A 25,481-nucleotide genomic window follows, 5' to 3' on the forward strand; every position below is an offset into this window, starting at 1 on the left:
CCCATGACTGACATCAGCAACGTCGCCCGTCTTTCCGATCCACTCAAGTTCGCCTACTGGGTTCCGAATGTCTCCGGCGGCCTCGTGGTTTCCACGATCGAACAGCGCACCGGCTGGGACTTCGACTACAACAAGAAGCTGGCCCGGATCGCGGAGAACTCCGGCTTCGAGTACGCCCTGACCCAGACCCGCTACGCCGCCTCCTACGGCGCGGACAAGCAGCACGAGGCCACCTCGTTCAGCCTCGCGCTGCTGGCCGCCACCGAGCGGCTCAAGGTGATCTCCGCCGTCCATCCGGGCATGTGGCACCCCGGTGTGCTGGCGAAATTCATCATCACCGCGGACCACATCTCCAACGGCCGCGCCGCTGTCAACGTCGTCTCAGGCTGGCTTAAGGCGGAGTTCGAGAACTTCGGCCTCGAATGGCTCGAGCATGACGAACGCTACGTCCGCACCGAGGAATTCATCAAGGTCCTCCGCGGGCTGTGGACCGAGCAGGACTACAGCCAGTCCGGCAAGTACTACAACATCACCGACTTCACCCTCAACCCGGCACCGGTGGACGTGCCGGGCCGGGCGCACCCGGAGATCTTCTTCGGCGGCAACTCCACCGCCGCGCAGGCCACCGCCGGCCGGGTGGCGGACTGGTACTTCTCCAACGGCAAGGACCTGGAAGGCTTCAAGGAGAACATCGCCGGCGTCGTCGCTTCCGCAGGGGAAAGCGGGCGCGGCACCGAGGGATCCCTCGCCGCCCCGAAGTTTGGCCTGAACGGCTTCGTGATCTCCCGGGATTCCGAGAAGGAAGCCCGCGACACCCTCCGCGAGATCGTCGCGAAGGCGCACAAGCCCGCCGTCGAGGGTTTCCGCGCCGCGGTCCAGGAAGCCGGGGCGTCCACGCAGGACGGCAAGGGCATGTGGGCCGACTCGAGCTTCGAGGACCTGGTCCAGTACAACGACGGTTTCAAGACCCAGCTGATCGGCACCCCGGAGCAGATCGCCGAGCGGATCGTGGAGTACAAGAAGATCGGCGTGAACCTGTTCCTCACCGGCTACCTGCACTTCCAGGAGGAGGTCGCGGCCTTCGGTGCGGACATCCTGCCGATCGTCCGTGAACTCGAGGCCGACCTCGCCCGGAAGCACGGCACGGAACTGGACCTGTCCGCCACCCCGGCTGCTCCGGCCGGCACTGCCAGCGAGCTGGTGAGCGCGTAATGGCCGACCGCAAGTTCGGTTTCCGCACCCGCGCCCTGCACGCCGGAGGAACGCCCGACGCCGAGCACGGCGCCCGGGCCGTGCCGATCTACCAGACCACGTCCTTCGTGTTCAAGGACACCCAGGACGCCGCCAACCTTTTCGCGCTGCAGAAGTACGGCAACATCTACTCCCGGATCGGCAACCCCACGGTCGCCGCGTTCGAGGAGCGCATCGCGTCCCTGGAGGGCGGCATCGGCGCGGTGGCCACGTCCTCGGGCATGGCCGCGGAGTTCATCACCTTCGCCGCGCTCACCCAGTCCGGCGACCATATCGTTGCGGCATCCCAGCTCTACGGCGGCACGGTGACCCAGCTGGACGTCACGCTGCGCCGCTTCGGGGTGGACACCACGTTCGTCCCCGGCACCGACCCGGCGGACTACGCCGCCGCGGTCCGCGAGAACACCAAGGCGATTTTCGTCGAGGTGGTGGCCAACCCGTCGTCGGAAGTCCAGGACCTCGAGGGGCTGGCAAAGGTCGCGCGCGACGCCGGCATCCCGCTCGTCGTCGACGCCACCTTGAGCACGCCGTACCTCGTGCGGCCGATCGAACACGGGGCGGACATCGTCATCCATTCCGCCACCAAGTTCCTGGGCGGGCACGGCACCACCCTTGGCGGTGTGATTGTCGAGAGCGGCCGCTTCAACTGGGGCAACGGGAAGTTCCCGACCATGACCGAACCGGTGGCTTCCTATGGCAACGTCTCCTGGTGGGGGAACTTCGGCGAGTACGGCTTCCTGACCAAGCTCCGCTGCGAGCAGCTGCGCGACATCGGACCCGCACTGTCCCCGATGTCTGCGTTCCAGCTCCTGCAGGGCGTGGAGACCCTCCCGCAGCGCCTCGACGAACACCTCAAGAACGCCCAGGCCGTGGCGGAATGGCTCGAAGCGGACGAGCGTGTGGCCTACGTGAACTTCTCCGGCCTGCCCTCGCACCCGCACTTCGAGCGGGCCAAAAAGTACCTGCCGCTGGGACCGGGTTCGGTGTTCTCCTTCGGGGTGAAGGGCGGCCGGACCGCCGGCCAGAAGTTCATCGAGTCCCTGCAACTGGCCTCGCACCTGGCCAACGTCGGCGACGCACGGACCCTCGTGATCCACCCGGGCTCCACCACCCACCAGCAGCTCAGCCCGGAGCAGCTCGAGTCCGCCGGCATCCCCGAGGATCTGGTCCGGATTTCAATCGGGCTGGAAGACATCGAGGACATCCTCTGGGACCTGGACCAGGCCCTGGACCTGGCGTCGAAGGACGCCGCCTCTGATGCCTGCGCGATCGGAGCAAACTGATGACTGTTGAAGAGCGTACCTGGGCCGGACCGTCCGCGCCGGAGCGGCTGAACCTGCTGCGGCAGGCCACATCGATCGCAATCGTGGGCGCCTCGGACAAGCCGTCCCGGGCCAGCTACTTCGTGGCGACCTACCTGCAGTCCTCCACGCGCTACAAGGTGTACTTCGTGAACCCGGTGGTCAAGGAGATCCTGGGCGAGCCGACGTACGCCTCGCTCGCGGACCTGCCGGAGAGCCCGGACATTGTGGATGTGTTCCGCAAGCACGATGACCTGCCCGGCGTCCTGGACGAGGCCATCGCCGCTGGCGCCAAGACGCTCTGGCTGCAGCTTGGCTCGTGGCATGAGGATGTGGCGAAGGAAGCGGAAGCTGCCGGCCTCGACGTCGTAATGGACCGCTGCGTGAAGATTGAGCATGCCCGGTTCCACGGCGGCCTCCACCTGGCCGGCTTCGACACCGGGGTCATTTCCTCCAAGCGGCAGGTCCTGGCCTAGCCGGTCCAGCGCGTTCGGCTACCGAACTCGGGGCAAACATGCGGGCTCGCCGTAACGAAACGGCGGGCCCGCACGTTACCCGCGACCCCGGCGGGCCGCCACAAGACTAGGGCTGGCCGGGAAGCGACGGGGTGGGCAGCGGGGCCGCGGAAAGGCCCCGCTTCTCGCTTGGGTCCGGGAGCCGTGGGGTCCCGGGCGTGACCGGACGCTGGGGCGGCGTCGGAAGGACTCCGCCACGACCTACAGCAGGCGGAGTGGCGGCCGCGCCGGGCTTCGCTGGAACCGCAGCAGCGGAGGTGGGCGGCTCCGGAGCCTCAGGCCGTGGCGGAGTGGTGGCGCCCGTTGCGTTCGACGGCACGGGCGCTGCCGGAAGGTCCGCCGGCGACGGGCCGGCAGGCTTCGGGGCCGTATCGGGCGTCTGGCCGGAAGGCTGGAAAATGGTGCCCACGGTATGGCTGATGTTCTCGCGGAAGACCTCGCTGGAGGCAGCCACGGCGCCGGCACCAAGAGTCATCGCACCCAGGACAGCGCCGCCGACGATTGCGAGCCTGCGCTTCCGGCCGCGGCGCCCGGCCAGGCTCGCAACGCCCGCCGGAAGGGAGTCGTCGCTGCCGGCGGCCAAGAGCGCCGCGAGGTCGGCGCGGGGTGCTGGGGCGCGGTCCGGGACAAGGGCGCCGAGCTGTTCCAGCGAGCGGCGGAGTTCGGTGGAAGACTCGAGGCCGGCATCACGGAGCATTGCCTGGATGGGGCCCTCCTGCTGGGGTTCGCGTGTGCCGGTCATGATGCTGCGTGGTCCTTTTCGGTGACGAGTTCGCGCAGGGCGCTGAGCCCGCGTCGTTGAAGCTGTTTGATGGCGCCCGGCGTCTTGTTCATGATGCGGGCCACTTGTTCGATGGACAGGTCCGCGACGATCCGCAGGACCAGTACCTCCCGTTGCTCCTCGTTGAGCTGGGAGAGCGAGCCTGCAATGCCGCCCAGCGAGCTGAGCACCTCGTCCTCGGCGGAAGGGACGTACCGCGCGTCGTCCCGGGGGTCGTACTCGGCCAGGTACGGGGTGCGTTCGGCCCGCCGGTGGTGGTCCACCAGCCGGGCGTGGGCAACCGAGAAAATGAAGGTCCGCAGGCCGGCGTGGCCGCCGGTGACCGTGGCCAGTTTCGGCAGGACATCGACGAAGACGTCGTGGGTGAGCGCCTCCGCGTCGTTCACCCCGCGGGCCCGGAAGTAGCCGAGCACCGCGGGTGAAATGACCGTGTAGACCGCGCTAAAACCTGATGGGTCGCCAGCCTGTGCTGCTGACAATTCATCATCGCTTAGCTGCTCTGCCAAGAGGTTGTCCTTCCGGTTGCTGCTGGGGTGCGGCGCTGGCAATTCTAGCGGCCGCACCCCGGGGCGCCTCCAGGAAGGCGTTTGCTGCTTACTTGTTGAGCTTAGGCAGCTCATCCGACGGGAGGGTCGGAATGGCCGGAACGGCGGGGATTGCCGGAACAGCCGGCACACCCTTGGAACCCGGGACAGCCGGAACAGCGACGGTCACGTCGGCGTGGGCCTTGGCCTCTGCAGCGCCCTTGGCGTTGGCGGCAGCCTCGGCGGTGGCACCGTCCTTGCCAGCTGACGCGGATCCGTCAGTGTCCGCAACGCTGACGTCCGCTTCGGCGGAGCCGTCGACGGACGGGGACGCCGGGACGGCGGGCGCGGCGGGGACGGCCGGCTCGGCGGGAAGTTCAGGTGCCGCCGGAACCGCGGGGACTGCCGGGACGGCGGGCGCAGCGGGGGTCACTTCAGCCTGCCGGGTGTTCGAAACCTGGGCCGCGTTGGCCAGGCCGATGCCGGAGAATCCTCCGACGGCGAGAATCGCGGCGCCGACAGCAATCTTGGTGGTCTTGCTAACACTCTTCATAAGAAACGTACATCCTTTGTTTTTGTGTGCGGGCCGGCTGCGGCCAGGTGGGGCAGTCAACAGCCCCGCCTTCAGTGGAAGGCCGGCCAGCGCCCGATGGGGGCGGACGCCGGCCTGCACTTGCAGTGGAAGGCCGGCCGGAGTCCTGGTGGGGGGTCCATGCTCCGGCGGCGCTTACAAAGGGGTAATCGCCGGGATGCCCCAAAAGGTTACGCACCGGGCGGTAGTTTCTGTTTTTCTTTTCGGACCGGCACTGCGGTGGACCCAAACGGCTTTAACGACGGCGGCGGGCCACCTTTTCAGGTGACCCGCCGCCGTCGTGCGTCAGCTTCTGGAACGTCAGTCGTTGATCAGGTCGTTGATCACGATGGTCTGGTCGCGGTCCGGTCCGACGCCGATCGCCGAGAAGCGCGTGCCGGAGAGCTTCTCCAGGGCCAGCACGTAGTTCTTGGCGTTCTCCGGGAGGTCCTCCAGGGTGCGGGCGCCGGTGATGTCCTCGGTCCAGCCTTCGAAGAACTCGAAGATCGGCTTGGCGTGGTGGAACTCGGTCTGCGTCATCGGCATTTCATCGTGCCGGACGCCGTCGACGTCGTAGGCCACACAGACCGGGATCTGCTCGATGCCGGTGAGCACGTCCAGCTTGGTGACGAAGTAGTCCGTGAAACCGTTGACGCGGGAGGCATGGCGCGCCAGTACGGCGTCGTACCAGCCGCAGCGGCGCGGCCGGCCGGTGTTGACGCCGAACTCGCCGCCCGTCTTCTGCAGGTACACGCCCATGTCGTCGAACAGTTCGGTGGGGAACGGACCTGCGCCCACCCGGGTGGTGTACGCCTTGATGATGCCGATGGAGCGCGAGATGCGGGTGGGGCCGATGCCCGAGCCCACGGAGGCGCCGCCGGCCGTCGGGTTCGAGGAGGTCACGAAGGGGTACGTGCCGTGGTCGACGTCCAGGAAGGTGGCCTGGCCGCCCTCCATGAGGACCACCTTGCCCTCGTCCAGGGCGGTGTTCAGGACGTAGGTGCTGTCGATGACCAGCGGGCGGAGGCGCTCGGCGAAGGACAGGAAGTAGTCCACGATCTCGTCAACCTCGATGTCGCGGCGGTTGTAGACCTTGACCAGGAGTTCGTTCTTCTGGCGCAGCGACCCTTCGACCTTCTGCCGCAGAATCGAGGCGTCGAAGACGTCCTGCACGCGGATGCCGAGGCGGGCCACCTTGTCCATGTAGGCCGGGCCGATGCCGCGGCCGGTGGTGCCGATGGCGCGGGAGCCAAGGAACCGCTCGGTGACTTTGTCCAGGACCTGGTGGTAAGGCGCCACGAGGTGGGCGTTGGCGGAGACGCGCAGCTTGGAGGTGTCGGCGCCGCGGGCTTCGAGGCCATCGATTTCCTGGAACAGCGCCTCAAGGTTCACCACGCAGCCGTTGCCGATGATCGGAACCGCGTTCGGGCTCAGGATGCCGGCCGGAAGGAGCTTGAGCTCATACTTCTCACCGCCTACGACGACGGTGTGCCCGGCGTTGTTGCCGCCGTTGGGCTTGACGACGTAGTCGACTCGGCCACCAAGCAGGTCAGTGGCCTTACCTTTGCCTTCGTCGCCCCATTGGGCTCCGACGATCACGATTGCTGGCATGGGATCCTCCCCCATTCGTTCGGGCCAAAGTCCGTATGACTCACCGGGGTGGTCACCGGAGCTCAGCGCCGTTCATGAGAATGCCCCGAATCTACCGCTGTGCTTTGTCCATCAACGCCAGAGTCCGGGGCTCTTACCACCCAAGTTTAGCCGATGACGGTCGCGGCAGCTCATTTGACCATCCAATGGACTTCCCGCCGGGCGCGGCTTGCGGGCCGGCGTCCAGCCAGCGGAACTTCGGCGCACGGGCTTGCGCAAGCCCGCCCGGTGGAATTAAGTGAGAGTTGACCATCCCGAGCGGCCGAGGGACCTGGACAGTTGACGCCGCAGCAACCCTGCCCGGACACAGCAATGTGACGGCAACGGTGCTACCGCCAGGACCGATGGAAAGGAAGCGCCCCATGCGCCAGAACACCGACCATATCCGGGCCACCCATGCCGGCTCGCTGCCCCGCACCCCCGAGCTCATCGCCGCGAACGAGGCCAAGGAAGCAGACGGCATCACCCCCGAGTTCCTGGATCTGCTGGAAACCTCCGTGGGGGACATCGTCCAGCGCCAGAAGGACCTCGGCATCGATATCCCCAACGACGGCGAATACGGGCACACGATGTCCAGCTCGGTGGACTACGGCGCGTGGTGGAACTATTCCTTCAGCCGGCTCGGCGGCCTCGAGCCGACGGAGGTGGACCGCTGGGCTGACGCCGCGGTGCACCGCTCCACACCGGGAAACATCGTGCTGACCTCCTTCCCGGACCGGCGCGACCGGCAGAAGTTCGACGAGGCCTACAACGATCCGTCCTCCGGAATCCTGGCGCACCGCAAGAGTGTCACGCAGCCGAAGATTGCCGGCCCGCTGCACTACACCGGGCAGGCCCTCGTGGGCTCGGACATCGCCAACCTCAACACCGGCCTGACCGCCGCCGGGCTGACCGAAGGCTTCGTTGCCTCCCTCTCCCCCGGTTCCTGCGCCCGCGTCGCCAACGAGTACTACAAGACCGACGAGGAACTCCTCTACGCCTGCGCGGACGCCATGCGGGAGGAGTACAAAGCCATCATCGACGCCGGGCTCACGGTCCAGCTCGACGATCCGTCGCTGGCCGAAAGCTGGGACCAGATCAACCTTGAACCGAGCCTGTCGGACTATCTCAAATTCATCCAGCTCAGGGTTGAAGCCACAAACTGGGCCCTGCGGGACCTTCCCCAGGAGCAGATCCGGCTGCACGTCTGCTGGGGTTCCTGGCACGGCCCGCACACCACGGATATCCCTTTCGCGGACATCATCGGCTCCGTGCTGCAGATCAATGCGGGCGGCTACTCCTTCGAGGCCGCCAACGTCCGCCACGAGCACGAATGGCGCGTCTGGGAGGACACCAAGCTCCCCGACGGAAAAGTCATCATCCCCGGCGTCGTCTCCCATGCCACCAACGTCGTGGAGCACCCCGATCTGGTGGCGGACCGGATCGTACGCTTCGCCACATTGGTGGGCCGGGAAAATGTGATCGCCTCCACAGACTGCGGCCTTGGCGGCCGCGTGCACCCGCAAATCGCCTTCGCCAAGCTGGAATCCCTGGGGGAAGGCGCCCGCCGCGCCACCACCCGGCTCTGGTAACCAGGCGTCCGGAAGAAACGTCATTTCGCAGGGCTTGATAGACTAATAAAGATCGACCAGGAATCGGTCAACACCACATTTTCAAACCACACCGTACTTGGCGTGCCCGGTGCTCGGCGTGCCCGCGTACGGTCTGGCAGCTTCACCAATCCCGCAGGAGACTCAGCAATATATGACAGCCTTGGCCACTGAAAATTCCCGCGAACAGCTTCTGAGCCGCCGCTACGAACCTAGCGTCGCGGCTGTCAACGAGCTGTGCGACACGCTGCAGGCAACCAAAGCTGGCACCAATGTCCCCTATGTGGACCCCATGCACGACGTGGACGAGTGCCGCATCATCAGCCTCTTCTCCAACATCGGGACCGAGGATGAGTCTGGCTTCATCACCGCCGGGGACGAGGAGGCGGCCACCCGCCTGCTCGGCGTCCAGTGGAAGCTCGGCCTGCGCCCTGAGTACGTCATGCCCTGGAACGTCCACCCCTGGTACGTCCCGGGCGAGCCTAACGGCAAGTTCACGCCGGACCAGATTTCCGCAGGTTTGAAGCCGCTGCTGAAGTTCCTCGCCGTCGTGCCCCGCGCCTCAGTGATTGTGGCTCACGGCACGGAGGCCAACCGCCTCGCGAACCTGCTCCTCAAAACCGAAGTGCCCATGATCTGGCGCCGCGGCCTCAAGACGTACAAGGTCCGCTCGCTCAGCGGCCGCGCCTTCGCCGGCACCCCGGCGCGCCAGGAGCAGTACCTCGAAGAGATGGGCACCGTCTACGCGGACGCCATGGCCCGCACCGGTCTGGCCAAGACCAGCTAACTTCTGAAACGAACGACGGCGGGCGGCACCTACTGGTGGACGCCCGCCGTCGTACTTTAACTACCAACGCGGGGTCACCTAAGGCCCATCCCAGGGTGTGGAATGGGCCGTAGGTGACCCCGCGTTGTGGTTAGCGCTTCTCGGCTTCGATGGCTGCCTTGGCGGCGGCGTCCGAGTCCTTGAGGAACTTCTCGATCCGCTCCGGTTCCTCGGCCTCGCCGATCGCCGCGGACGCCCGGCCCAGCGAATACAGGGCCCGCAGGAAGCCGCGGTTCGGTTCGTGTTCCCACGGGATGGGCCCGACGCCGCGCCAGCCGTTGCGGCGCAGCGAATCCAGGCCGCGGTGGTAGCCGACACGGGAGTAGGCATAGGAATCGATGGTCCGGCCCTCTTTCCAGGCTTCCTCGGCCAGCACGGCCCAGAGCAGCGAGGAGGTCGGGTGCTTTTCCACCAGGTCCAGGGCTTCCTGGCCCCCATCCAGCGCTGCATAGACATCGGTCTCGGCAGGCAGGAGTGTGGGCTCGGGACCCATCAGGTTCTTGCGGAACTCGTCCGACATGCCTAGAACGTCTTGCCGGTGGAGCCGAGCTGCTGGGCAGCCTCGACCACGCGGGCCGCGAGGCCGGCCTCGGCGGAGGCGCCCCAGACGCGCGGGTCGTACAGCTTCTTGTTGCCGACCTCGCCGTCGATCTTCAGCACGCCGTCGTAGTTGCGGAACATGTGGTCCACCACGGGGCGCGTGTAGGCGTACTGGGTGTCGGTGTCGATGTTCATCTTGATGACACCGTAGGAGACGGCGTCGGCGATCTCCTTCTCGGAGGAGCCGGAGCCGCCGTGGAACACCAGGTCGAACGGGTTGGCCTTGCCGATCTTGGCGCCGACCTGCTCCTGGATGTCCTTGAGGATCTCCGGGCGGAGCTTGACGCCGCCGGGCTTGTAGACGCCGTGCACGTTGCCGAAGGTCAGCGCCGTGATGTAGCGGCCGTTTTCGCCGGAGCCGAGGGCGTCGATGGTGGCGAGGGCGTCCTCGACCGTGGTGTACAGCTTGTCGTTGATGGCGTTCTCGACGCCGTCCTCCTCGCCGCCGACAGTGCCGATCTCGACCTCGAGGATCATCTTGGCGGCGGCGGTGCGCTCCAGCAGCTCACGGGCGATGCGCAGGTTTTCCTGCAGGGTCTCGGCGGAGCCGTCCCACATGTGGGAGTTGAAGAGCGGGTTGCGGCCGGCCTTCACCTCGGCTTCGGAGGCTGCCAGCAGCGGCAGGACAAAGCCGTCCAGCTTGTCCTTGGGGCAGTGGTCCGTGTGCAGGGCGATGTTGACGCCGTAGTTCTTGGCGACTTCGCGGGCAAACGCGGCGAAGCCGAGCGAGCCGGCCACCATGTCCTTGGTGGAGGCGCCGGACCAGTAGGCGGCGCCTCCGGTGGAGACCTGGACGATACCGTCGGACTCGGCCTCGGCGAAGCCGCGGAGGGCCGCGTTCAGGGTCTGGGAGGACGTGACGTTAACGGCGGGGAACGCGAAGCCACCCGTCTTAGCGCGGTCGATCATCTCGGAGTAGATCTCTGGGGTTGCAATGGGCATGCTGACTCCTAAAGTGAATTTCGTCGGCGGGCTGGGTTCACTCTGGAGTGAACCTCGTCGGCTAGGAACCATCCTAGCCATTCCTGCGCCCGGGCAGTGTCTCCGGTCACTCGCGCCTGTAATACTCGCCCGCGGGTGATCCCGTTCGCGGGGATAACAGCTCGCGCGGCCGCTCCCTCCCCTACCCCGGGAGCTGGTTGAACACGTGCCGGCGGATCCAGGCGTGCATCGCGATGGCTGCGGCCGAGGCGGCGTTGATCGAGCGTGTGGAACCGAACTGCTCGATCGACAAAGTGTCCACGGCCGCTTCGTGGACCTCGGGGGAAAGTCCCGGGCCCTCCTGGCCGAACACCAGCACGCAGTCCCTGGGCAGTTCGTAGGTTTCCAGCGGGACGGAGTCCGGGAAGATGTCGATGCCGATGATCGCCAGGCCCTCCCCCTGCGCCCACTCCACGAACTCGGCGACGGTCGGGTGATGGCGGATGTGCTGGTACCGGTCGGTGACCATGGCCCCGCGGCGGTTCCACCGGCGTCGACCGATGATGTGGACTTCCTTGGCCAGGAACGCGTTGGCGCTGCGCACGACCGTGCCGATGTTCATGTCGTGCTGCCAGTTTTCGATCGCGATATGGAAGTTGTGCCGCTTGGAGTCCAGGTCCGCGATGATCGCCTCGTGCTTCCAGTAGCGGTACTTGTCCACCACGTTGCGGCGGTCCCCGTCCGCCAGCAGGTCCGGGTCCCAGTGATCACCCTCCGGCAGTTCCCCTACCCAGGGGCCGACGCCGACCTCCGCTTTGGCCTCCGCCTCGGCCACAGTGCCGGACAGGGTTTCGCTGGGTATCTCTGGTTCAGTCACGACTCAACATTAGACTGGGACTGGCATCGGCACATTATCGGCGGAGGACAGCATGGCGGAGCAGCAGGCAGACCACAGGGAAGACTCGGACCACGTGCTTTCATCGAAATCCGTGTACCGCAGCGGCCAGGAGATCGAGTGCTGGCTGACCGACATGGACGGTGTCCTGGTCCACGAAAACCAGCCCATCCCGGGCGCCGCTGAACTCATCCAGCGCTGGGTGGACACGTCCAAGCGCTTCCTCGTCCTGACCAACAACTCGATCTTCACGCCCCGGGACCTCGCCGCCAGGCTGAAGAGCTCGGGCCTGGAAATCCCGGAAGAGAACATCTGGACCTCCGCCCTGGCCACCGCCCAGTTCCTCAAGGACCAGGTGCGCGGCTCGGATTCCGGCAACCGCGCCTACACGATCGGCGAAGCGGGCCTGACGACGGCGCTGCACGAGGCCGGCTTTATCCTCACCGACCAGGATCCCGACTTCGTGGTGCTCGGCGAGACCCGCACCTACTCCTTTGAAGCCATCACCATGGCCATCCGGCTGATCCTGGGCGGGGCGAGGTTCATCGCCACCAACCCGGACGCGACCGGGCCCTCGAAGGACGGCCCCATGCCGGCCACCGGCGCGATCGCGGCGCTCATCACGAAGGCCACCGGCCGGGAACCCTACATTGTGGGCAAGCCGAACCCGATGATGTTCCGCTCAGCCATGAACCAGATCGACGCGCATTCAGAAACCACGGCCATGATCGGTGACCGGATGGACACCGACATCATCGCGGGGATGGAAGCGGGGCTGCACACGGTGCTGGTGCTCAGCGGTATCACCCACAAGGATGACATCGCCGCCTACCCCTTCCGGCCCAACCAGATCCTGAACTCGGTGGCCGACCTGAAGAACCAGATCTAGGACCCCGCACTAGACGACGGTTTTCTTGCCTCCGCCGGAGGGCAGCGGGATGAACTGGTCCTGCAGCTCCTCAATGAGGGGCCGGTAAACGAACGAATTCCAGCCCGGGCTGGCGTGCGCCGGCCGCGCGCCGTCGGTCCGCAGTGAATCTGCAACCATGTTGGCCTTGAAGGTCAACGACCACGTGTCACGGGCTGTCTCGTAGTCGACCGTCCTGTCCCGCGGGTTGCCGATAAAGGCCATCCGCGTCCCGCCGAGATTTCCCGCGAAGCGGGTGGCGTCGAAGTGGTAGATGTAGGCGGACTCGGACTGGATCAGCACGCTGGAGGGCGCAATCGGCGAGAGCTGTTCCAGGGTCTGGTCCACCACCTGTCCCCAACTGCGCTCGTCCTTGTGCAGCATTCGCTCACCCAGTTCGTAGCCGCCGCGCAACACCGAGGGGAACCGGAATCCGCTCTCGTAGAGGAACACGACCCCCTCAAACCAGCTTTGGTCCAGCACGTCGTACTTGCTGCACGGGCTGGAGTCCAGCAGGATGAACGCCACCTCAATCCCGTGCAGTTCCCGGAGCCGGGCGGCGACCTGGGTGGCCACCATGCCGCCGAAGCTGTGGCCGTAGAAGTAGAACGTGGTCAGCTGATGCGCCCGCGCGTGCTCGACCACGGCGATCACGATTTCGTCGATGTCGATGCCCACATTGGAGTATCCGACGGCGGCGAGCTGGCCTCGCTTGTTCAGCGCACCGCGCAGCGTATTCAGGATCCACAGGGCTTCCTCCCAGCTGGTCTTATAGCCTGGAAAGAGGAACCAGCTGGCGTTGGGAAAGTATCTCTCCGCCGTCTCGTCCGGCACCGTGAGGACTCTATGCACGCGGCGCTCGGCCTGCACACGCCGGGTGAACAGCATGTCCGCCGCCAGCACGGAGGCGGCGCCCGTACCGATCAGAAAGCCCCGCCGGGATAACCGCTTGAGCTCAGCGGCGTGCCGAAGCACACGGGCGTCGGCATGGCCGGCCCCGCCCACATCCTCAACTTCAGGCTCACGCGGCACATCTCTACCGTAGCCACCGAAGAACACGGATAAAAACGACGCCGAATAACAGCTCAGTTACAGCCTGGCCGGGTGGCGCCGCCTAGACCGGTTCCGGTTCCCGGCCCGCTTCGGGGCGGCTGATTTCCAGGCCGACGTCGCGCCCGACGGTTTCCAGGCCGACTTCGCGGCGGCTGATTTCAAGGCCGATTTCGTTATAGGTCGCGAGCAGCTGCGAGCGGGCCATGTCCGCCGGGTTGTCCAGCAGACCAAACACGGAGTCGCTCGCGGCGAGCAGCTCGGCGTCGGAGAAGACGTTCAGCGGGCGGGTCCCGGAGGTGTCAATGGACGCGGTAAAGTCCGCCGAGAGATCGAGCGACGGCAGCGCGGCGACGGCGGTTTCCAGATACGGGTTCAGCTCGAGGGACACGCCGGCTGAGCTCGGCAGGGCGCCGGCGGTGTCGACGAGCGCTGCGGCGCCGTCGATAGCGTTGAGGTCGTTGCGGAGGCCGGCCAGCGCCGAGGATTCCACGAACGCGGCATTGCCGAGATTCACCCGGATGTGGGACGTGATGCCCATCCGGCGGGCGCGCTGGATCAGCTGCATCAGAGTGGGGCGGGAGTGCTGCGTGAGGCTCCCCCGGACATCGATCCGGAGGACATCAGAGGCGATGTCCAGCTTGGCTTGGGCGTTCAACGAGGTGTCCATAGGTACTCCAAAAAAGGGTGTCTATGGCCGACGGCTCAACCTCGTTCAGCGTATAGGCCGCAGGGGGTGCGCACAAGTCATATGGCCCTACCGGTTAGCACGTGACACTGCCTGTTTAGCCGGCTTCTCGCTGGCCGGGTTCCTCGAAGTGGGTCCGGGACGCGGTGCCCCCCACGGACTGGACCAGGGAGGTGGCGATGTCACGCAGCTTGACGTTCCCGTTGCTGGACGCGTCGGTGAGGATCCTGACTGCTGCCTCCTGGCTGCAGCGGTTCTGCGCCATGACAATCCCGATCGCCATGTCGATCACGGTGCGGGACTCGAGGGTGGCCCGCAGGTTGGTGGCGCTGTCAGTGTGCAGGGAGAAGCGGACGGCGAGCCGGAGCGCCTGTGAGATCTGACGGGTGTAGCCGCGGGCCCGGGCGGCAACGTCGCCGTCGAACTTGTGCGGCGCGTCCGAATACAGGTTCAATGCCGCCTGGGCCTCGCCCTGCAGGTGGAACGGCACGGAAAGCACCGAGCGAAGGCCGTGCGACGCGACGGCGTTGGCATAGTCCGGCCCCCAGCGGTCCTCATCGAAGAGGTCCGGAACGTAGACTTCGCGTTCTTCCTGCGCCGCCGTCAGGCACGGGCCCTGCGAGAGCCGGTACTGGATTTCGTCCACTTCGCGGGCGGAATCGCTGCTCCAGCCGATGGTCGCGGCCTTGCGGTCGCGCAGCAGGGTGATGCCGCACAGGGCATCGTCGCCCGCGCCGGCTACCTGATGGGCGGAGAAACGAGCGAGTTCGTTGAGGAAGTCCTCAAAATCGGCGCTGTCCAGAATGAGGTTCTGGATCTGGTCAACGGTGCTGAGGGGTTCAGATTCGAGGATTTCTTCGGGCAGGAGCATGGCGCTTGGTCTCCGGAGGGGTGTGGTGGGTATTCCCAAATGATAATTCACGGCCTATGCACCGTCCACACGCGTCCGCTGAAGGAGGAACTCCTAGCTGAGGCCGAGTTCGTCCTTGCCGAAAGCGAAGAGGTAGGGAACACCGGCCTCTGCCTCGATCTTTTCCTTGGCACCGGTGTCGCGGTCCACGATCACGGCGACGGCGACCACGTTGCCGCCGGCCCTGCGGACACCCTCGACGGCGGTCAGCGCGGAGCCTCCGGTCGTGGAGGTGTCCTCCAGCACCAGCACCTTGCGGCCCTCGACGGCGGGGCCTTCCACCTGGCGGCCCATGCCGTAGGACTTCTGCGCCTTGCGGACCACGAACGCGTCCACGGGGCGTCCGGCGTCGACGGCGGCGTGCATAACAGCGGTGCCCACCGGGTCGGCACCCATGGTGAGTCCGCCGGCGCACTCAAAGTCGATGCCGGCGTCGTCCAGCAGTGAGAGCATGACCTGGCCGACGAGCTTGGCGGCCTCGTGATGCAGCGTGATCCGACGCAGGTCGATGTAGTAGTCGGCCTCGGCGCCGCTGGAGAGGATGACCTTGCCGCGCACGACGGCCAGCTCCTTGATCAGTTCAAGCAGGCGGGCACGGGCGGCAGCGGTGTCAGCTGCAGGGGCACTGTTGGCAGTCATGGGACCCAGTTTAGTGGCTGGCCGGCGCCGGATCCCCCTCCGGGCCGTTGATGCCGGGCAGCCTTCCGAAGGCCCCCGGTCCGGCGCCGGGTCTTTGTCCTCTAGGAACCCTTGCCGGGCAGGAGTGCGATGGAACCATGACGGCAGGAACGGAACCTTCGACCCGCTGGCCCGCGATTCCCAAAGACGTCGGCAACTTCCGGGTCCGGCCGAACCTCGTGGATTATGACGCAGCCTATGCCGCCTTCACCTGGGACGAAGCCCGGCATCAACTCTCCGGGCTGCCCGGTGGCCGCGGCGTCAATATCGCCTATGAGGCAGTGGACCGGCACGCCGCCGGGGGGCATGCCGGTCGCGAGGCGCTGCGGTTCGTGCGGGCCGACGGCAGCAGCCACTCCCTGACCTTTGCCGAACTCGCGGAACAAACCAGCCGCTTCGCCGGAGTGCTGCGCAGCCTGGGCGTCGGGCGCGGCGAGCGCGTCTTCTCGCTCACCGGGCGCGGACCGGCGCTGTACATTGCGGTGCTGGGCACGCTGAAGAATGCCAGCGTCTTCTGCCCGCTGTTCTCCGCCTTCGGCCCGGAACCGGTCCGCCAGCGGCTGCAGCTCGGATCCGGCCGGGCCCTGGTCACCACCCGGGCTCTCTACCGGAAGAAAATCGCCCACCTCCGCGACTCGCTCCCGGAACTCCAGCACGTCCTACTGACCGACGCCGACGGCCGCCCGGAGCCAGGCACGCTGGACCTCGCCGCGCTGATGCGCGCAGCCCCGGCCGACGGCGGGATCGCCGCGACGCAGGCCGAGGACATGGCCCTGCTGCACTTCACGTCCGGAACCACCGGGACCCCAAAGGGCGCCATCCACGTGCACGACGCCGTCACCGCGCACCACGCGACCGGCACCGCCGCCCTGGACCTGCACCCGGAGGACGTGTACTGGTGCACGGCCGACCCCGGCTGGGTCACCGGAACCTCGTACGGCGTGATCGCGCCGTTGACCCACGGCGTGACGACCATCGTGGACGAAGAGGAAATGGACGTGGACCGCTGGTACCGGATCCTCGCCGAACAGCACGTCACCGTCTGGTACACCGCCCCCACGGCGCTGCGGATGCTGATGAAGGCCGGGGCGGACCGCGCCCGGGGCCATGACCTGTCCGCGCTGCGCTTCGTCGCCAGCGTCGGGGAACCGCTCAACCCCGAGGTCGTCGTCTGGGGCCAGGAGGCCTTCGGCCAGCCCGTGCATGACAACTGGTGGCAGACCGAAACCGGGGGCATCATGATTTCCAACTTCGCCGCCACGGAGATCCGCCCCGGCTCGATGGGCCGGCCGCTGCCCGGCGTCGAGGCGGGCATCGTGGCCCGGGATGCCCAGGACAAGCCGGTCGTCCTCAACGGCGAGGCGGTCCTCGTGACGGCACCGGACGCCGTCGGTGAACTGGCACTGCGGCCGGGCTGGCCGTCGATGTTCCGCGGCTACCTGCATGAGGAGGAACGCTACCGCCGCTGCTTCGTAGGCGGCTGGTACCTCACCGGCGACCTCGCCAAGCGCGACGCCGACGGCTACTACTGGTTCGTCGGACGCGGCGACGACGTCATCAAGTCCTCCGGGCACCTGATCGGCCCGTTCGAGGTGGAGAGCTCGCTGATGGAACATGAGGCTGTGGCCGAAGCCGGGGTGATCGGGGTTCCCGACCCGGTCGCCGGCGAGGTGGTCAAGGCGTTCGTGGAACTGCGGCCCGGCTGGGAGCCCTCCGAGGAACTGCAGCTGGAGATCATCGGCTTCGCCCGCAAACGGCTCGGCCCGGCGGTGGCACCCCGGCTGCTGGACTTCACCACGGCCCTGCCCCGGACCCGCAGCGGCAAGATCCTCCGGCGCCTGCTCAAGGCCCGCGAACTGGGACTCCCGGAGGGCGACACCTCCACAATCGAGACCCCGGCCGGTGCGCCGGAACCGGACGGACACCAGCCGGACGGACACCAGCCGGAGCCACGGCCATGACCGGGCCCCTGGATCCGCCGCCCGGAAGCCGCCTGGACCCCGCGCACGGGCGGCACCTGCTGCTGCAGATGCTCCGCGTCCGCCGGCTTGAGGAGAAATGCGTCGAGCTGTACAGCGCCGCCAAGATCCGCGGCTTCCTGCACGTCTACATCGGCGAGGAATCCGTCGCGGTTGGGGTGCTGGAATCCCTGGCCCCGGAGGACGCCGTCGTCGCCACCTACCGGGAGCACGGCCACGCCCTCCTGCGCGGTGTCCCCGCGGGGGCGATCCTCGCCGAGATGTACGGCTACGTGGAGGGCTGCTGCCGCGGCCGCGGCGGGTCCATGCATTTGTTCGACGCCGCCACCCGTTTCTTCGGCGGGAACGCGATCGTCGCCGGGGGGCTGCCGCTGGCCGTCGGGCTGGCCCTCGCGGACAAGATGGCCGGGCGCTCCCGCGTGACCGTGTGCTTCTTCGGCGAAGGCGCTGTCGCGGAGGGGGAATTCCACGAAAGCCTCAATCTCGCCGCGCTGTGGCAGCTGCCCGTGCTGTTCTGCTGCGAGAACAACCTCTACGCCATGGGCACTGCGCTGGGCCGCTCGGAATCACAGACGGACATCGCGCTCAAGGCTGCCGCCTACGAGATCGCGGCGTGGGCGGTGGACGGCATGGACGTCCTGGCCGTCGAGGAAACGGCCCGGCGCGCCGTGGACGCCGTCCGTTCCGGCGGCGGACCGCACTTCCTGGAGCTGCGCACCTACCGTTTCCGGGCGCACTCGATGTTCGACCCGGAACGCTACCGCGACAAAGCCGAAGTCGCCCGCTGGCTCGAACGTGACCCCATCAGCCTGCTGCGCGCCACGATGGAGGCCGCAGGCCAGCTCTCCACGCAGGACTGGGAACAGCTCGAGGCGGACGCCGACGCGGAGGTCGCCGCCGCCGTCGAATTTGCCGAAGCCGGAACGCCCGAACCGGTGCAGGACCTCACCCGCTTCGTGTACAGCGAGCGTGGCGCCGGACCGACCACCGGCGAAGGGCTTGAGCCATGAAATCCAGCTACCGCGAGGCACTCCGGGCCGGCATCCGCGACGCCATGCTCCGCGACGAGCGGGTTTTCCTGATGGGTGAGGACGTCGGGGCGTACGGCGGATCCTTCGCGGTCAGCCTGGGCCTGCTGGAGGAATTCGGGCCCGGGCGGATCCGCGATACGCCGCTCTCGGAGTCCGGCTTTGTCGGAGCGGGAATCGGGGCGGCGCTCGGCGGAATGCGCCCGATCGTGGAAATCATGACCGTCAATTTCAGCCTGCTCGCGCTGGACCAGATCGTGAACAATGCCGCCTCACTGCTGCACATGTCCGGCGGACAGTTCAACGTCCCCATCGTGATCCGGATGACCACGGGCGCAGGCCGCCAGCTGGGGGCACAGCATTCGCACAGCCTGGAGGGCTGGTACGCGCACATCCCCGGGCTGCGCATCCTCGCCCCCGCCACGCTCGCCGACGCCCGCGGCATGCTGTGGACCGCGCTGGAGGATCCCGACCCGGTACTGATCTTCGAGCACGGCTCGCTCTACAACGTGACCGGGGAGCTCGACGACGACGCCGGCCCGGTGGACATCGATACCGCCGCGGTCCGGCGCGCCGGGGACGACTTGTCGCTGATCACCTATGGCGGAACCCTTCCGGCAGTGCTCGACGCCGCCGGACAGCTCGCGGACGAGGGCATCGACGCGGAGGTGCTGGACCTGCGCACGCTGCGGCCGCTCGACGAGGCCGCCATCCTCGCCTCGGTGCGCAGGACCCACCGGGCGGTGGTGGTGGATGAGGGGTGGCGCAGCGGAAGCATCTCCGCCGAGATCAGCGCCCGGATCACCGAGCACGCGTTCTACGACCTGGATGCCCCGGTGGGCCGGGTCTGCAGCGCCGAAGTGCCGATCCCCTACTCCAAGCACCTGGAGATGGCCGCACTGCCGTCCGTCGAGCGGATTGTGGCCGCAGCCAAGGAGGCGGTCGCGGCCAGTGGGTGACTTCCTGATGCCGTCCCTCGGGGCTGACATGGAGCACGGCAAGATCGTCGAGTGGCTGGTCAAGCCCGGTGACTACGTGCGCCGCGGGGACTTGGTGGCGGTGGTGGACACCGACAAGACGGTCATGGATGTGGAGTCCTTCCAGGAGGGGGTCGTCGCCGAACTGCTCGTGGACCTCGGCGAAACCGTACCGGTGGGCACCCCGCTGGCCAGGATCACACAGACCCCGGCCGAGGTGGGGGCTCCGCGTCAGGAGGCGCCGGCGCCTCCGGTCCGGGCCGCGGCCGCGACGGCCCCGGAAACTCCACCGATCGCGCCCCCGATCGCTCCTCCGGTGCGGCACCTGGCACACCGGCTGGGCGTCGACACGGCCGGGATCCACGGCACCGGCAAGGGCGGCGCCATCACCCGGGCCGATGTGGAGCACGCCGTGGCGGCCATGCCGTCCGGGGCACGGGTCCGTTCCGCGCCGCGGGCCAGGCGTCTCGCCGCCGAACTCGGCGTCGAGCTTTCCACCGTCACCGGCACCGGACCGGAGGGTGCCGTGACCGTGGCGGACGTTCAGCACGCCGCGGCCAGCCACCCGGCGGCCGCTCCTCGGGTGGCCGTGCGGGGGGTCGGGGCGCCGGAGGCCGTGCCGGCGGAAGTCGCGCCGGAAGCTCCCGCGAAGGACACCGCCGAAGAGCGGGTCCCCGGGCCCCCGGCCGCAGGGGCAGCGGTTTCCGGGAAGCCTGCTGAGGCCCGCGAGCGCGTGGCCAGCCTGCGCCGCGCCATCGGGGCCCTGATGTCGCGCTCGAAGAAGACCATCCCGCACTACTACCTGAGTACCACCCTGGACCTGCGCGCCGCCGTCGACTGGATGCAGTCCGTCAATGCCCAGCGGCCGGTCGCGTCCCGGCTGGTCCCCTCCGCGCTGCTGCTCAAGGCCGCGGCGCTCGCGGCCAGGGACGTCCCGGAGGTGAACGGGTTCTACGACGACGACGGCGGTTTCCGGCCCAGCGCGTCCGTGCACCTCGGTGTTGCCGTCGCCCTGCGCCAGGGCGGCCTGGTGGCCCCGGCCATCCACGATGCTGACACCCTGCCGGTCGATGTGCTGATGGAGCAGCTGAGGGACCTCGTCAGCCGCGCCCGGGCCGGACGGCTGCAGCGCGCCGAAATGGCGGACCCCACCATCACCGTGACGAACCTGGGGGACCTCGGGGTGGAGAGTGTCTTCGGCGTTATCTATCCCCCGCAGGTCGCGATGGTTGGCTTCGGCCGGGTCCTGGAACAACCGTGGGCCCAAAACGGGATGCTCGGCGTCCGGCCAGCTGTCATAGCCACTCTCTCCGCCGACCACCGGGTCAGCGACGGGCTGCGCGGGGGCCGCTACCTGGCGCGGATCGACGAGCTGCTGCAGACACCGGAGGAACTGTGAAACGGGAGGAATCATGAACGAACAGGACGCCCGGGCGGCGGTGCAGGCGGCTATCGGCAAGGTGGCGCCGGACGTGGATCTGGCCGAGGTGGACGAGGACGCCCGGCTCCGGCAGGACCTCGAGCTTGATTCGCTGGATTTCCTCCGGCTGGTCGAAACGATCGACACGGCCACCGGCGTCGACATCCCGGAGCGGGACTACCCGGCGGTGGCCACGGTGAAGGGACTGATCGGCTACCTCCAGGCCCACGGCTAGGCTGGCGTTCCACCCGCCGGAACGCCCCGCACCGGCCGCGTAGTCGAGCTCGCAGACCGTTCAGCGCCGGGGCAATGATTTCCCCGTCGGAGACCGGCGTAGGCCGCTACCGGCGCTGCGGGGCGCGCCGGGCGAACCCGGGGGCGTGTTCGGGCCGCGGCCCGAAAGCCACGAACCGCGGAACCACCTTGCCGACGGCCGGGAGGTGCCTCGCCACGAATAGCAGCACGGCCGGCGCCCCTGCCCGCGTTCCGGTCATGATCGGCTCGAACAGCAGACGGTGCATCACCCGCTGCACAGTCTGCACGACGACGGTGGGTGTCCGCCGCCGTCGTTCAACTTTCGCCAGGTCCCCGCGGGAGACCCGGCCCCGGAGCAGCGCCGGGGCCAGGCAGTCCGCGGCGGCCACGGCGTCCTGGATAGCCAGGTTGATCCCGACCCCGCCGGCCGGTGACATTGCATGGGCGGCGTCTCCAATGCAGAGCAGCCCGTTGATATGCCAGTGGCGCAGCCGGTCAAGGCGCACGTCCAGCCAGTGCAGATCCTCCAGCGAGGCAATCGCGTCCACGCGGTCGGAGAGATCCGGGCGGAGCCCCGCGATCCGGCGTCGGAAGCCCTCAACGCCCTCGGCGCGGATCCGGGCGTCGGTGCCCTTCGGCGCGAGGTATCCCATCTGGAAGTAGTCGGTGCGGTTGAGCGCCAGCAGTGCCTCGCCGCGGCCGAAGGCAGGGACGATTCCCGCGATCTCGCCGCGCTCGGAGACGAGCCGCGGCAGGCGGAACCACCAGGTGTCGAACGGCACGGGATACTCCTTCGGGGCCAGGCCTGCCGCGGCGCGCAGCGCGGAATGGCGCCCGTCCGTCGCCACCACCACGTCCGCCCCGAGATCGCCCGTGGCCCCGTCCGCGGTCCGATAGCGGACGCCCGTGACCCGGCCGCCGTTTCGGACCAGCGAGGTGGCCTTGTGGCCCATCCGCAGGCTGAAGGACGGTTCCTGCGCGGCGGCGTCGGCCAGGAAGTTCAGGAAGTCCCATTGCGGCATCATGGCCACGTAGTTGTAAGGCGGCGGCAGCGCATCGAAGTTGCCCATGGTCACGGGCGGACCTCCGGGCACCGGGAAGGCGACGTTGCTCAGCCGGCTTTGCGGGAGCCGGCGGAACTCCTCGCCCAGGCCCAGCTCATCGATGAGCCGGATGGTGGACGCATGGACGGTGTCGCCGCGGAAGTCCCGGAAGAAATCGTTGTGCTTCTCCAGCACCGTGACCTGCACCCCGGCCCGCGCCAGCAGCAGTCCCAGCATCATCCCCGCCGGCCCGCCGCCGACCACCACACATCCGGTCTTCTCCATGGCCATACGCTACGCCTGCGCGGGGTGCCGCGGGAGGGGTCTTCGGGGCGGTTGCAGGCGGTTCCCCGTGAGCGCGAGGGGTATTCGCGCAGCGCCAGGTATTTTGCGCAGCGCCACCGGAGCTTTACAGCGCCAGGCCGGAGGGGCACAGTTGAGCGCGGTTGACACTGCTGGCTAGGCTTTATGTCATGCGTGAACTCCAGGCGAAGATCATCGAAGAAATGGGCGTGCAGCCCCGGATTGACCCCGCCGGGGAGGTGCGCAAACGCGTCACGTTCCTCAAGGACTACCTCACGGCGACCCACACCAAGGGATTCGTCCTCGGCATCTCCGGCGGGCTGGACTCCTCCCTCGCCGGCCGGCTGGCCCAGCTTGCCGTCGAAGAGCTCACGGCCGAAGGCGTGGAGGCCAACTTCGTCGCCGTCCGCCTCCCCTATGGCGTGCAGCACGACGAGTACGACGCCCAGGCCGCTCTGGACTTCATCCAGGCCACGACTGAGTGGACGTTCAACATCTCGGCGGCCGTGGATGGCTTTGAGGACGAATTCGAGAAGACCGTGGGCAACGGGATCTCGGATTTCCACAAGGGCAACACCAAGGCCCGCACCCGCATGATCGCGCAGTACGCCCTCGCCGGCGAGCACAACTACCTGGTCATCGGAACGGACCACGGCGCGGAATCGGTCACCGGTTTCTTCACCAAGTACGGTGACGGCGGCGCGGACATCCTGCCGCTGTTCGGACTGAACAAGCGCCAGAACCGCGCCCTGCTCGCCGAGCTGGGCGCCCCGGCCCGGATCTGGGAGAAGGTGCCCACGGCCGACCTCCTCGACGGCCAGCCCGGCCGCACCGACGAGGACGAACTGGGCCTGGGCTACGACACGATCGACGACTACCTCGAGGGCCGCGACATCCCCGTGGCCGCAGCCGAGCTGATCGAACAGAAATATCTCCGGACCCGGCACAAACGCACCGTTCCGGTCACCATCTTCGACACCTGGTGGAAGTAACGCAGCGCCGAGGTGACAGTTAGCGCCCATGTGCCGCGGGAACATGGGCGTTAACTGTCACCTCGCGAGGCGGGCCATGCTGCTTTAGCGCCCCTGCAGCAGCGTGGAGATCCGGTGGGCCTCATCCATCAGGAGTCGGCCGAGCATCTCTTGCCGTTCGCCTTTGAAGCGCGGCTCGATACCCGTCAGCGACAGTGCCCAGGCCGGGCGCCCGCGCTGGTCGAAGACGGCCGCCCCCATCCCCCAGCTGCCTTCCAGCACGAGCCCCGGATTCACCGAGTAGCCGGCCTGCCGCGTCGCGGCCAGGTTGGCGCGGACCAGCGGCTCGGTGTGGGCTGCCGCGAAGCTGCCCGCGTGCGTGGGCCAGTCCGCCAGCAGTTCCTCCTGCTCGGCCTCGGGCAGGAACGCCATGATGGCGGTCCCGGCGGAAGCGACCCCGAGCGGGAAGCGGACGCCCTCGTGCAGCACGAAGGACCGCACCGGGAAGCTGCCCTCCTCCCGGAGCAGGCACACCGTTTCGGCGCCGCGCCGGATGGAGAAGAACGCGCTTTCACCGGTCGCCTCGGCGAGCCGGCGGAGGCTGGGCCGGGCGATGTCCTCCAGCGGAAACCGCGCCGAGGCCACCGAACCCATCAGCAGGATCTCCGGACCCAGCACCCAGTTCCCGCTGACCGGGTCCTGGTCCAGCAGACCCTCGGAGGCCAACGAGGAAAGCAGCCGGTGCACGGTGGGGCGGGTGAGCCCGGATTCCCTGACAAGTTCCACGAGCGGGGAGCCCTCCGGCTTCCGTCCGACAATGCGCAGCAGCGACGCGACACGGCTGACAACCTGCGCGCCCTGGACCGGTGGTGACGTCACATTTCCTCCAACCTCGACTTCGATCTAGCCAAACCATCCACATTGTGGATAGTCCCCAGCCTACCGTCCACACTGTAATAACGGCACCTTTGGCGCCAAGATATCCCATTGACAGGCCCCATTTTGGCCCCGTAGTCTCCATCAGCAGAGGAACAGTCCACAAAGTGGATTGCGTCAAGAGCTCAATGAGGAGATGCGATGTCAAAGCTGAAATCCGGAGCGGCCGCCGCGCTGCAGGACGTACTGCGGGACGGCATGACGCTCGCCGTCGGAGGCTTTGGCCTCAGCGGCATCCCGGCAGACCTGATCGAGGCGGTGCGCGATTCGGGCGTCAAGAACCTCACCGTGGTGTCCAACAACATGGGCGTGGACGGCAAGGGCCTCGGCGTGCTGATTGAAGCCGGCCAGGTCCGCAAGGTCATCGCCTCCTACGTGGGCGAGAACAAGCTCTTCGCCGAGCAGTACCTCGCCGGCAAGCTGGAGGTGGAGTTCACCCCGCAGGGCACCCTGGCCGAGCGCCTCCGCGCCGGCGGCGCCGGCATCCCGGCCTTCTACACCAAAACCGGCGTCGGCACCCTCGTCGCTGAAGGCAAACCGCTCGCGGAGTTCGACGGCGAGACATTCGTCCTGGAACGCGCCATCAAGGCCGACGTCGCCCTGGTGCACGCCCACACCGCCGACACCGACGGCAACCTGATCTACCGCTACACCGCGCAGAACTTCAACCCCGTCGTCGCCGCTGCCGGCGCCGTGACCGTCGCGGAGGCCGAGGTGATCGTGGAGCCCGGTCAGCTGGACCCCAACCACATCATCACCCCCGGCGTTTTCGTCCAGCGCCTGGTCCAGGCCAGCGACCGGGTCAAGGACATCGAACAGCGCACGGTCCGCCCCCGCCCCCGCGCCGAAGCCACCGTCGCCACCGAAACCGCCGACGCCGCATCCGTTCCGGCCTGAGCGCCGCCCCTACTT

The 25,481-nt window shown here is 67.7% G+C and carries 26 protein-coding genes; 13 read left to right on the plus strand and 13 right to left on the minus strand.

All coding sequences use genetic code 11. The annotated features are described in order from the left end of the window. Window positions 1–3 precede the first annotated feature (3 nt). From sfnG to ABIB29_RS10965, 3 genes are read left to right on the plus strand one after another with little or no spacing between them, the layout of a single operon-like run. Window positions 4–1,212 (plus strand): dimethylsulfone monooxygenase SfnG, encoded by a 1,209-nt coding sequence (sfnG, locus tag ABIB29_RS10955; protein ID WP_354172670.1) that lies wholly within the window; start codon window positions 4–6, stop codon window positions 1,210–1,212. Further along, window positions 1,212–2,534, plus strand: coding sequence for an O-acetylhomoserine aminocarboxypropyltransferase/cysteine synthase family protein (locus ABIB29_RS10960; protein ID WP_354172672.1), 1,323 nt, complete (start codon window positions 1,212–1,214; stop codon window positions 2,532–2,534). Before sfnG ends, ABIB29_RS10960 begins: the two co-directional genes overlap by 1 nt. Continuing rightward, window positions 2,534–3,028, plus strand: a complete 495-nt coding sequence (locus tag ABIB29_RS10965; protein WP_354172674.1) for a CoA-binding protein — start codon at window positions 2,534–2,536, stop codon at window positions 3,026–3,028. Before ABIB29_RS10960 ends, ABIB29_RS10965 begins: the two co-directional genes overlap by 1 nt. A 106-nt stretch (window positions 3,029–3,134) precedes the next feature. Here the strand turns inward: ABIB29_RS10965 and ABIB29_RS10970 are convergent, their stop codons facing one another. From ABIB29_RS10970 to ABIB29_RS10985, 4 genes are all read right to left on the minus strand, one after another. Continuing rightward, window positions 3,135–3,809 (minus strand): hypothetical protein, encoded by a 675-nt coding sequence (locus ABIB29_RS10970; protein WP_354172676.1) that lies wholly within the window; start codon window positions 3,807–3,809, stop codon window positions 3,135–3,137. Next, window positions 3,806–4,354 (minus strand): RNA polymerase sigma factor, encoded by a 549-nt coding sequence (locus ABIB29_RS10975; protein WP_354172678.1) that lies wholly within the window; start codon window positions 4,352–4,354, stop codon window positions 3,806–3,808. The genes ABIB29_RS10970 and ABIB29_RS10975 overlap by 4 nt, the downstream gene beginning before the upstream one ends. Window positions 4,355–4,442: 88 nt before the next feature. Beyond that, on the minus strand, window positions 4,443–4,925 hold the full coding sequence (locus ABIB29_RS10980; RefSeq protein WP_354172680.1) for a hypothetical protein: 483 nt from the start codon (window positions 4,923–4,925) through the stop codon (window positions 4,443–4,445). A 339-nt stretch (window positions 4,926–5,264) separates the two neighbouring features. After that, complete coding sequence (locus ABIB29_RS10985; RefSeq protein ID WP_354172682.1) at window positions 5,265–6,554, minus strand: adenylosuccinate synthase; 1,290 nt, start codon at window positions 6,552–6,554, stop codon at window positions 5,265–5,267. Window positions 6,555–6,955: 401 nt separating this feature from the next. On the opposite strand from ABIB29_RS10985, the gene ABIB29_RS10990 reads away from it, so the two are divergent. After that, complete coding sequence (locus ABIB29_RS10990; protein ID WP_354172684.1) at window positions 6,956–8,164, plus strand: cobalamin-independent methionine synthase II family protein; 1,209 nt, start codon at window positions 6,956–6,958, stop codon at window positions 8,162–8,164. 172 nt (window positions 8,165–8,336) lie between these two features. Further along, window positions 8,337–8,969 (plus strand): uracil-DNA glycosylase family protein, encoded by a 633-nt coding sequence (locus tag ABIB29_RS10995; protein ID WP_354172686.1) that lies wholly within the window; start codon window positions 8,337–8,339, stop codon window positions 8,967–8,969. 130 nt (window positions 8,970–9,099) lie between these two features. Here ABIB29_RS10995 and ABIB29_RS11000 read toward each other — a convergent pair whose 3' ends face one another. From ABIB29_RS11000 to ABIB29_RS11010, 3 genes are all read right to left on the minus strand, one after another. Beyond that, the gene (locus ABIB29_RS11000; protein WP_354172688.1) at window positions 9,100–9,528 is read right to left on the minus strand and encodes a DUF3151 domain-containing protein; all 429 of its coding nucleotides are present in this window, start codon (window positions 9,526–9,528) and stop codon (window positions 9,100–9,102) included. A gap of 2 nt (window positions 9,529–9,530) precedes the next feature. Then, window positions 9,531–10,550, minus strand: a complete 1,020-nt coding sequence (fbaA, locus tag ABIB29_RS11005; RefSeq protein WP_354172690.1) for a class II fructose-bisphosphate aldolase — start codon at window positions 10,548–10,550, stop codon at window positions 9,531–9,533. A gap of 181 nt (window positions 10,551–10,731) precedes the next feature. Further along, entirely contained in the window at window positions 10,732–11,406 is a 675-nt protein-coding gene (locus ABIB29_RS11010; protein WP_354172692.1) for a TrmH family RNA methyltransferase, read from the minus strand. A gap of 52 nt (window positions 11,407–11,458) precedes the next feature. Here ABIB29_RS11010 and ABIB29_RS11015 point away from each other — a divergent pair, with 52 nt between their 5' ends. Continuing rightward, window positions 11,459–12,313, plus strand: coding sequence for an HAD-IIA family hydrolase (locus tag ABIB29_RS11015; RefSeq protein WP_024367380.1), 855 nt, complete (start codon window positions 11,459–11,461; stop codon window positions 12,311–12,313). A 9-nt stretch (window positions 12,314–12,322) separates the two neighbouring features. Here the strand turns inward: ABIB29_RS11015 and ABIB29_RS11020 are convergent, their stop codons facing one another. From ABIB29_RS11020 to pyrE, 4 genes are all read right to left on the minus strand, one after another. Continuing rightward, window positions 12,323–13,363 carry a thioesterase domain-containing protein gene (locus ABIB29_RS11020; protein ID WP_354172694.1) on the minus strand — a complete coding sequence of 347 codons (1,041 nt, stop codon included), beginning with the start codon at window positions 13,361–13,363 and terminating at the stop codon, window positions 12,323–12,325. 82 nt (window positions 13,364–13,445) lie between these two features. Continuing rightward, entirely contained in the window at window positions 13,446–14,051 is a 606-nt protein-coding gene (locus ABIB29_RS11025; protein ID WP_354172696.1) for a hypothetical protein, read from the minus strand. 115 nt (window positions 14,052–14,166) lie between these two features. Next, window positions 14,167–14,940, minus strand: coding sequence for a GAF and ANTAR domain-containing protein (locus tag ABIB29_RS11030; RefSeq protein WP_354172698.1), 774 nt, complete (start codon window positions 14,938–14,940; stop codon window positions 14,167–14,169). A gap of 93 nt (window positions 14,941–15,033) precedes the next feature. Then, a complete protein-coding gene (gene pyrE, locus ABIB29_RS11035; RefSeq protein ID WP_354172700.1) occupies window positions 15,034–15,618 on the minus strand; it encodes an orotate phosphoribosyltransferase in 585 nt (194 codons plus the stop codon). Between the two features lie 137 nt (window positions 15,619–15,755). On the opposite strand from pyrE, the gene acsA reads away from it, so the two are divergent. Genes acsA through ABIB29_RS11060 form a run of 5 tightly spaced genes read left to right on the plus strand, consistent with a single transcriptional unit; the run spans window position 15,756 to window position 21,296 of the window. Then, window positions 15,756–17,618 (plus strand): acetate--CoA ligase, encoded by a 1,863-nt coding sequence (acsA, locus tag ABIB29_RS11040; protein WP_354172702.1) that lies wholly within the window; start codon window positions 15,756–15,758, stop codon window positions 17,616–17,618. Further along, window positions 17,615–18,646: a pyruvate dehydrogenase (acetyl-transferring) E1 component subunit alpha gene (gene pdhA, locus ABIB29_RS11045; RefSeq protein WP_354172704.1), complete on the plus strand. Its 1,032-nt coding sequence runs from the start codon at window positions 17,615–17,617 to the stop codon at window positions 18,644–18,646. The genes acsA and pdhA overlap by 4 nt, the downstream gene beginning before the upstream one ends. Further along, window positions 18,643–19,623, plus strand: coding sequence for an alpha-ketoacid dehydrogenase subunit beta (locus ABIB29_RS11050; RefSeq protein WP_354172706.1), 981 nt, complete (start codon window positions 18,643–18,645; stop codon window positions 19,621–19,623). The genes pdhA and ABIB29_RS11050 overlap by 4 nt, the downstream gene beginning before the upstream one ends. Further along, on the plus strand, window positions 19,616–21,040 hold the full coding sequence (locus tag ABIB29_RS11055) for a dihydrolipoamide acetyltransferase family protein (protein ID WP_354172708.1): 1,425 nt from the start codon (window positions 19,616–19,618) through the stop codon (window positions 21,038–21,040). Before ABIB29_RS11050 ends, ABIB29_RS11055 begins: the two co-directional genes overlap by 8 nt. A 13-nt stretch (window positions 21,041–21,053) precedes the next feature. Further along, complete coding sequence (locus ABIB29_RS11060; RefSeq protein WP_354172710.1) at window positions 21,054–21,296, plus strand: acyl carrier protein; 243 nt, start codon at window positions 21,054–21,056, stop codon at window positions 21,294–21,296. A gap of 106 nt (window positions 21,297–21,402) precedes the next feature. On the opposite strand, the gene ABIB29_RS11065 is transcribed toward ABIB29_RS11060, so the two are convergent. Further along, a complete protein-coding gene (locus tag ABIB29_RS11065; RefSeq protein WP_354172712.1) occupies window positions 21,403–22,644 on the minus strand; it encodes an FAD-dependent oxidoreductase in 1,242 nt (413 codons plus the stop codon). A 188-nt stretch (window positions 22,645–22,832) separates the two neighbouring features. Here ABIB29_RS11065 and nadE point away from each other — a divergent pair, with 188 nt between their 5' ends. Next, on the plus strand, window positions 22,833–23,654 hold the full coding sequence (gene nadE, locus ABIB29_RS11070) for an NAD(+) synthase (RefSeq protein WP_354172713.1): 822 nt from the start codon (window positions 22,833–22,835) through the stop codon (window positions 23,652–23,654). Window positions 23,655–23,738: 84 nt separating this feature from the next. Here nadE and ABIB29_RS11075 read toward each other — a convergent pair whose 3' ends face one another. Further along, window positions 23,739–24,512, minus strand: coding sequence for an IclR family transcriptional regulator (locus ABIB29_RS11075; protein WP_354172715.1), 774 nt, complete (start codon window positions 24,510–24,512; stop codon window positions 23,739–23,741). A 198-nt stretch (window positions 24,513–24,710) separates the two neighbouring features. Here ABIB29_RS11075 and ABIB29_RS11080 point away from each other — a divergent pair, with 198 nt between their 5' ends. After that, complete coding sequence (locus ABIB29_RS11080; RefSeq protein ID WP_354172717.1) at window positions 24,711–25,466, plus strand: CoA transferase subunit A; 756 nt, start codon at window positions 24,711–24,713, stop codon at window positions 25,464–25,466. Window positions 25,467–25,481: the final 15 nt, after the last annotated feature.

This window comes from Arthrobacter sp. UYEF36, from assembly GCF_040547025.1.
Lineage (GTDB): Bacteria > Actinomycetota > Actinomycetes > Actinomycetales > Micrococcaceae > Arthrobacter.

What these genes read in the sequence shown, in the direction of transcription:
- sfnG (WP_354172670.1), top strand. Translation starts at nt 4, where the DNA reads ATGACTGACATCAGCAACGTCGCCCGTCTTTCCGATCCACTCAAGTTC.
- ABIB29_RS10960 (WP_354172672.1), top strand. Translation starts at nt 1,212, where the DNA reads ATGGCCGACCGCAAGTTCGGTTTCCGCACCCGCGCCCTGCACGCCGGA.
- ABIB29_RS10965 (WP_354172674.1), top strand. Translation starts at nt 2,534, where the DNA reads ATGACTGTTGAAGAGCGTACCTGGGCCGGACCGTCCGCGCCGGAGCGG.
- ABIB29_RS10970 (WP_354172676.1), bottom strand. Translation starts at nt 3,809, where the DNA reads ATGACCGGCACACGCGAACCCCAGCAGGAGGGCCCCATCCAGGCAATG.
- ABIB29_RS10980 (WP_354172680.1), bottom strand. Translation starts at nt 4,925, where the DNA reads ATGAAGAGTGTTAGCAAGACCACCAAGATTGCTGTCGGCGCCGCGATT.
- ABIB29_RS10985 (WP_354172682.1), bottom strand. Translation starts at nt 6,554, where the DNA reads ATGCCAGCAATCGTGATCGTCGGAGCCCAATGGGGCGACGAAGGCAAA.
- ABIB29_RS10990 (WP_354172684.1), top strand. Translation starts at nt 6,956, where the DNA reads ATGCGCCAGAACACCGACCATATCCGGGCCACCCATGCCGGCTCGCTG.
- ABIB29_RS10995 (WP_354172686.1), top strand. Translation starts at nt 8,337, where the DNA reads ATGACAGCCTTGGCCACTGAAAATTCCCGCGAACAGCTTCTGAGCCGC.
- ABIB29_RS11000 (WP_354172688.1), bottom strand. Translation starts at nt 9,528, where the DNA reads ATGTCGGACGAGTTCCGCAAGAACCTGATGGGTCCCGAGCCCACACTC.
- fbaA (WP_354172690.1), bottom strand. Translation starts at nt 10,550, where the DNA reads ATGCCCATTGCAACCCCAGAGATCTACTCCGAGATGATCGACCGCGCT.
- ABIB29_RS11015 (WP_024367380.1), top strand. Translation starts at nt 11,459, where the DNA reads ATGGCGGAGCAGCAGGCAGACCACAGGGAAGACTCGGACCACGTGCTT.
- ABIB29_RS11025 (WP_354172696.1), bottom strand. Translation starts at nt 14,051, where the DNA reads ATGGACACCTCGTTGAACGCCCAAGCCAAGCTGGACATCGCCTCTGAT.
- ABIB29_RS11030 (WP_354172698.1), bottom strand. Translation starts at nt 14,940, where the DNA reads ATGCTCCTGCCCGAAGAAATCCTCGAATCTGAACCCCTCAGCACCGTT.
- pyrE (WP_354172700.1), bottom strand. Translation starts at nt 15,618, where the DNA reads ATGACTGCCAACAGTGCCCCTGCAGCTGACACCGCTGCCGCCCGTGCC.
- acsA (WP_354172702.1), top strand. Translation starts at nt 15,756, where the DNA reads ATGACGGCAGGAACGGAACCTTCGACCCGCTGGCCCGCGATTCCCAAA.
- pdhA (WP_354172704.1), top strand. Translation starts at nt 17,615, where the DNA reads ATGACCGGGCCCCTGGATCCGCCGCCCGGAAGCCGCCTGGACCCCGCG.
- ABIB29_RS11050 (WP_354172706.1), top strand. Translation starts at nt 18,643, where the DNA reads ATGAAATCCAGCTACCGCGAGGCACTCCGGGCCGGCATCCGCGACGCC.
- ABIB29_RS11060 (WP_354172710.1), top strand. Translation starts at nt 21,054, where the DNA reads ATGAACGAACAGGACGCCCGGGCGGCGGTGCAGGCGGCTATCGGCAAG.
- ABIB29_RS11065 (WP_354172712.1), bottom strand. Translation starts at nt 22,644, where the DNA reads ATGGAGAAGACCGGATGTGTGGTGGTCGGCGGCGGGCCGGCGGGGATG.
- nadE (WP_354172713.1), top strand. Translation starts at nt 22,833, where the DNA reads ATGCGTGAACTCCAGGCGAAGATCATCGAAGAAATGGGCGTGCAGCCC.
- ABIB29_RS11080 (WP_354172717.1), top strand. Translation starts at nt 24,711, where the DNA reads ATGTCAAAGCTGAAATCCGGAGCGGCCGCCGCGCTGCAGGACGTACTG.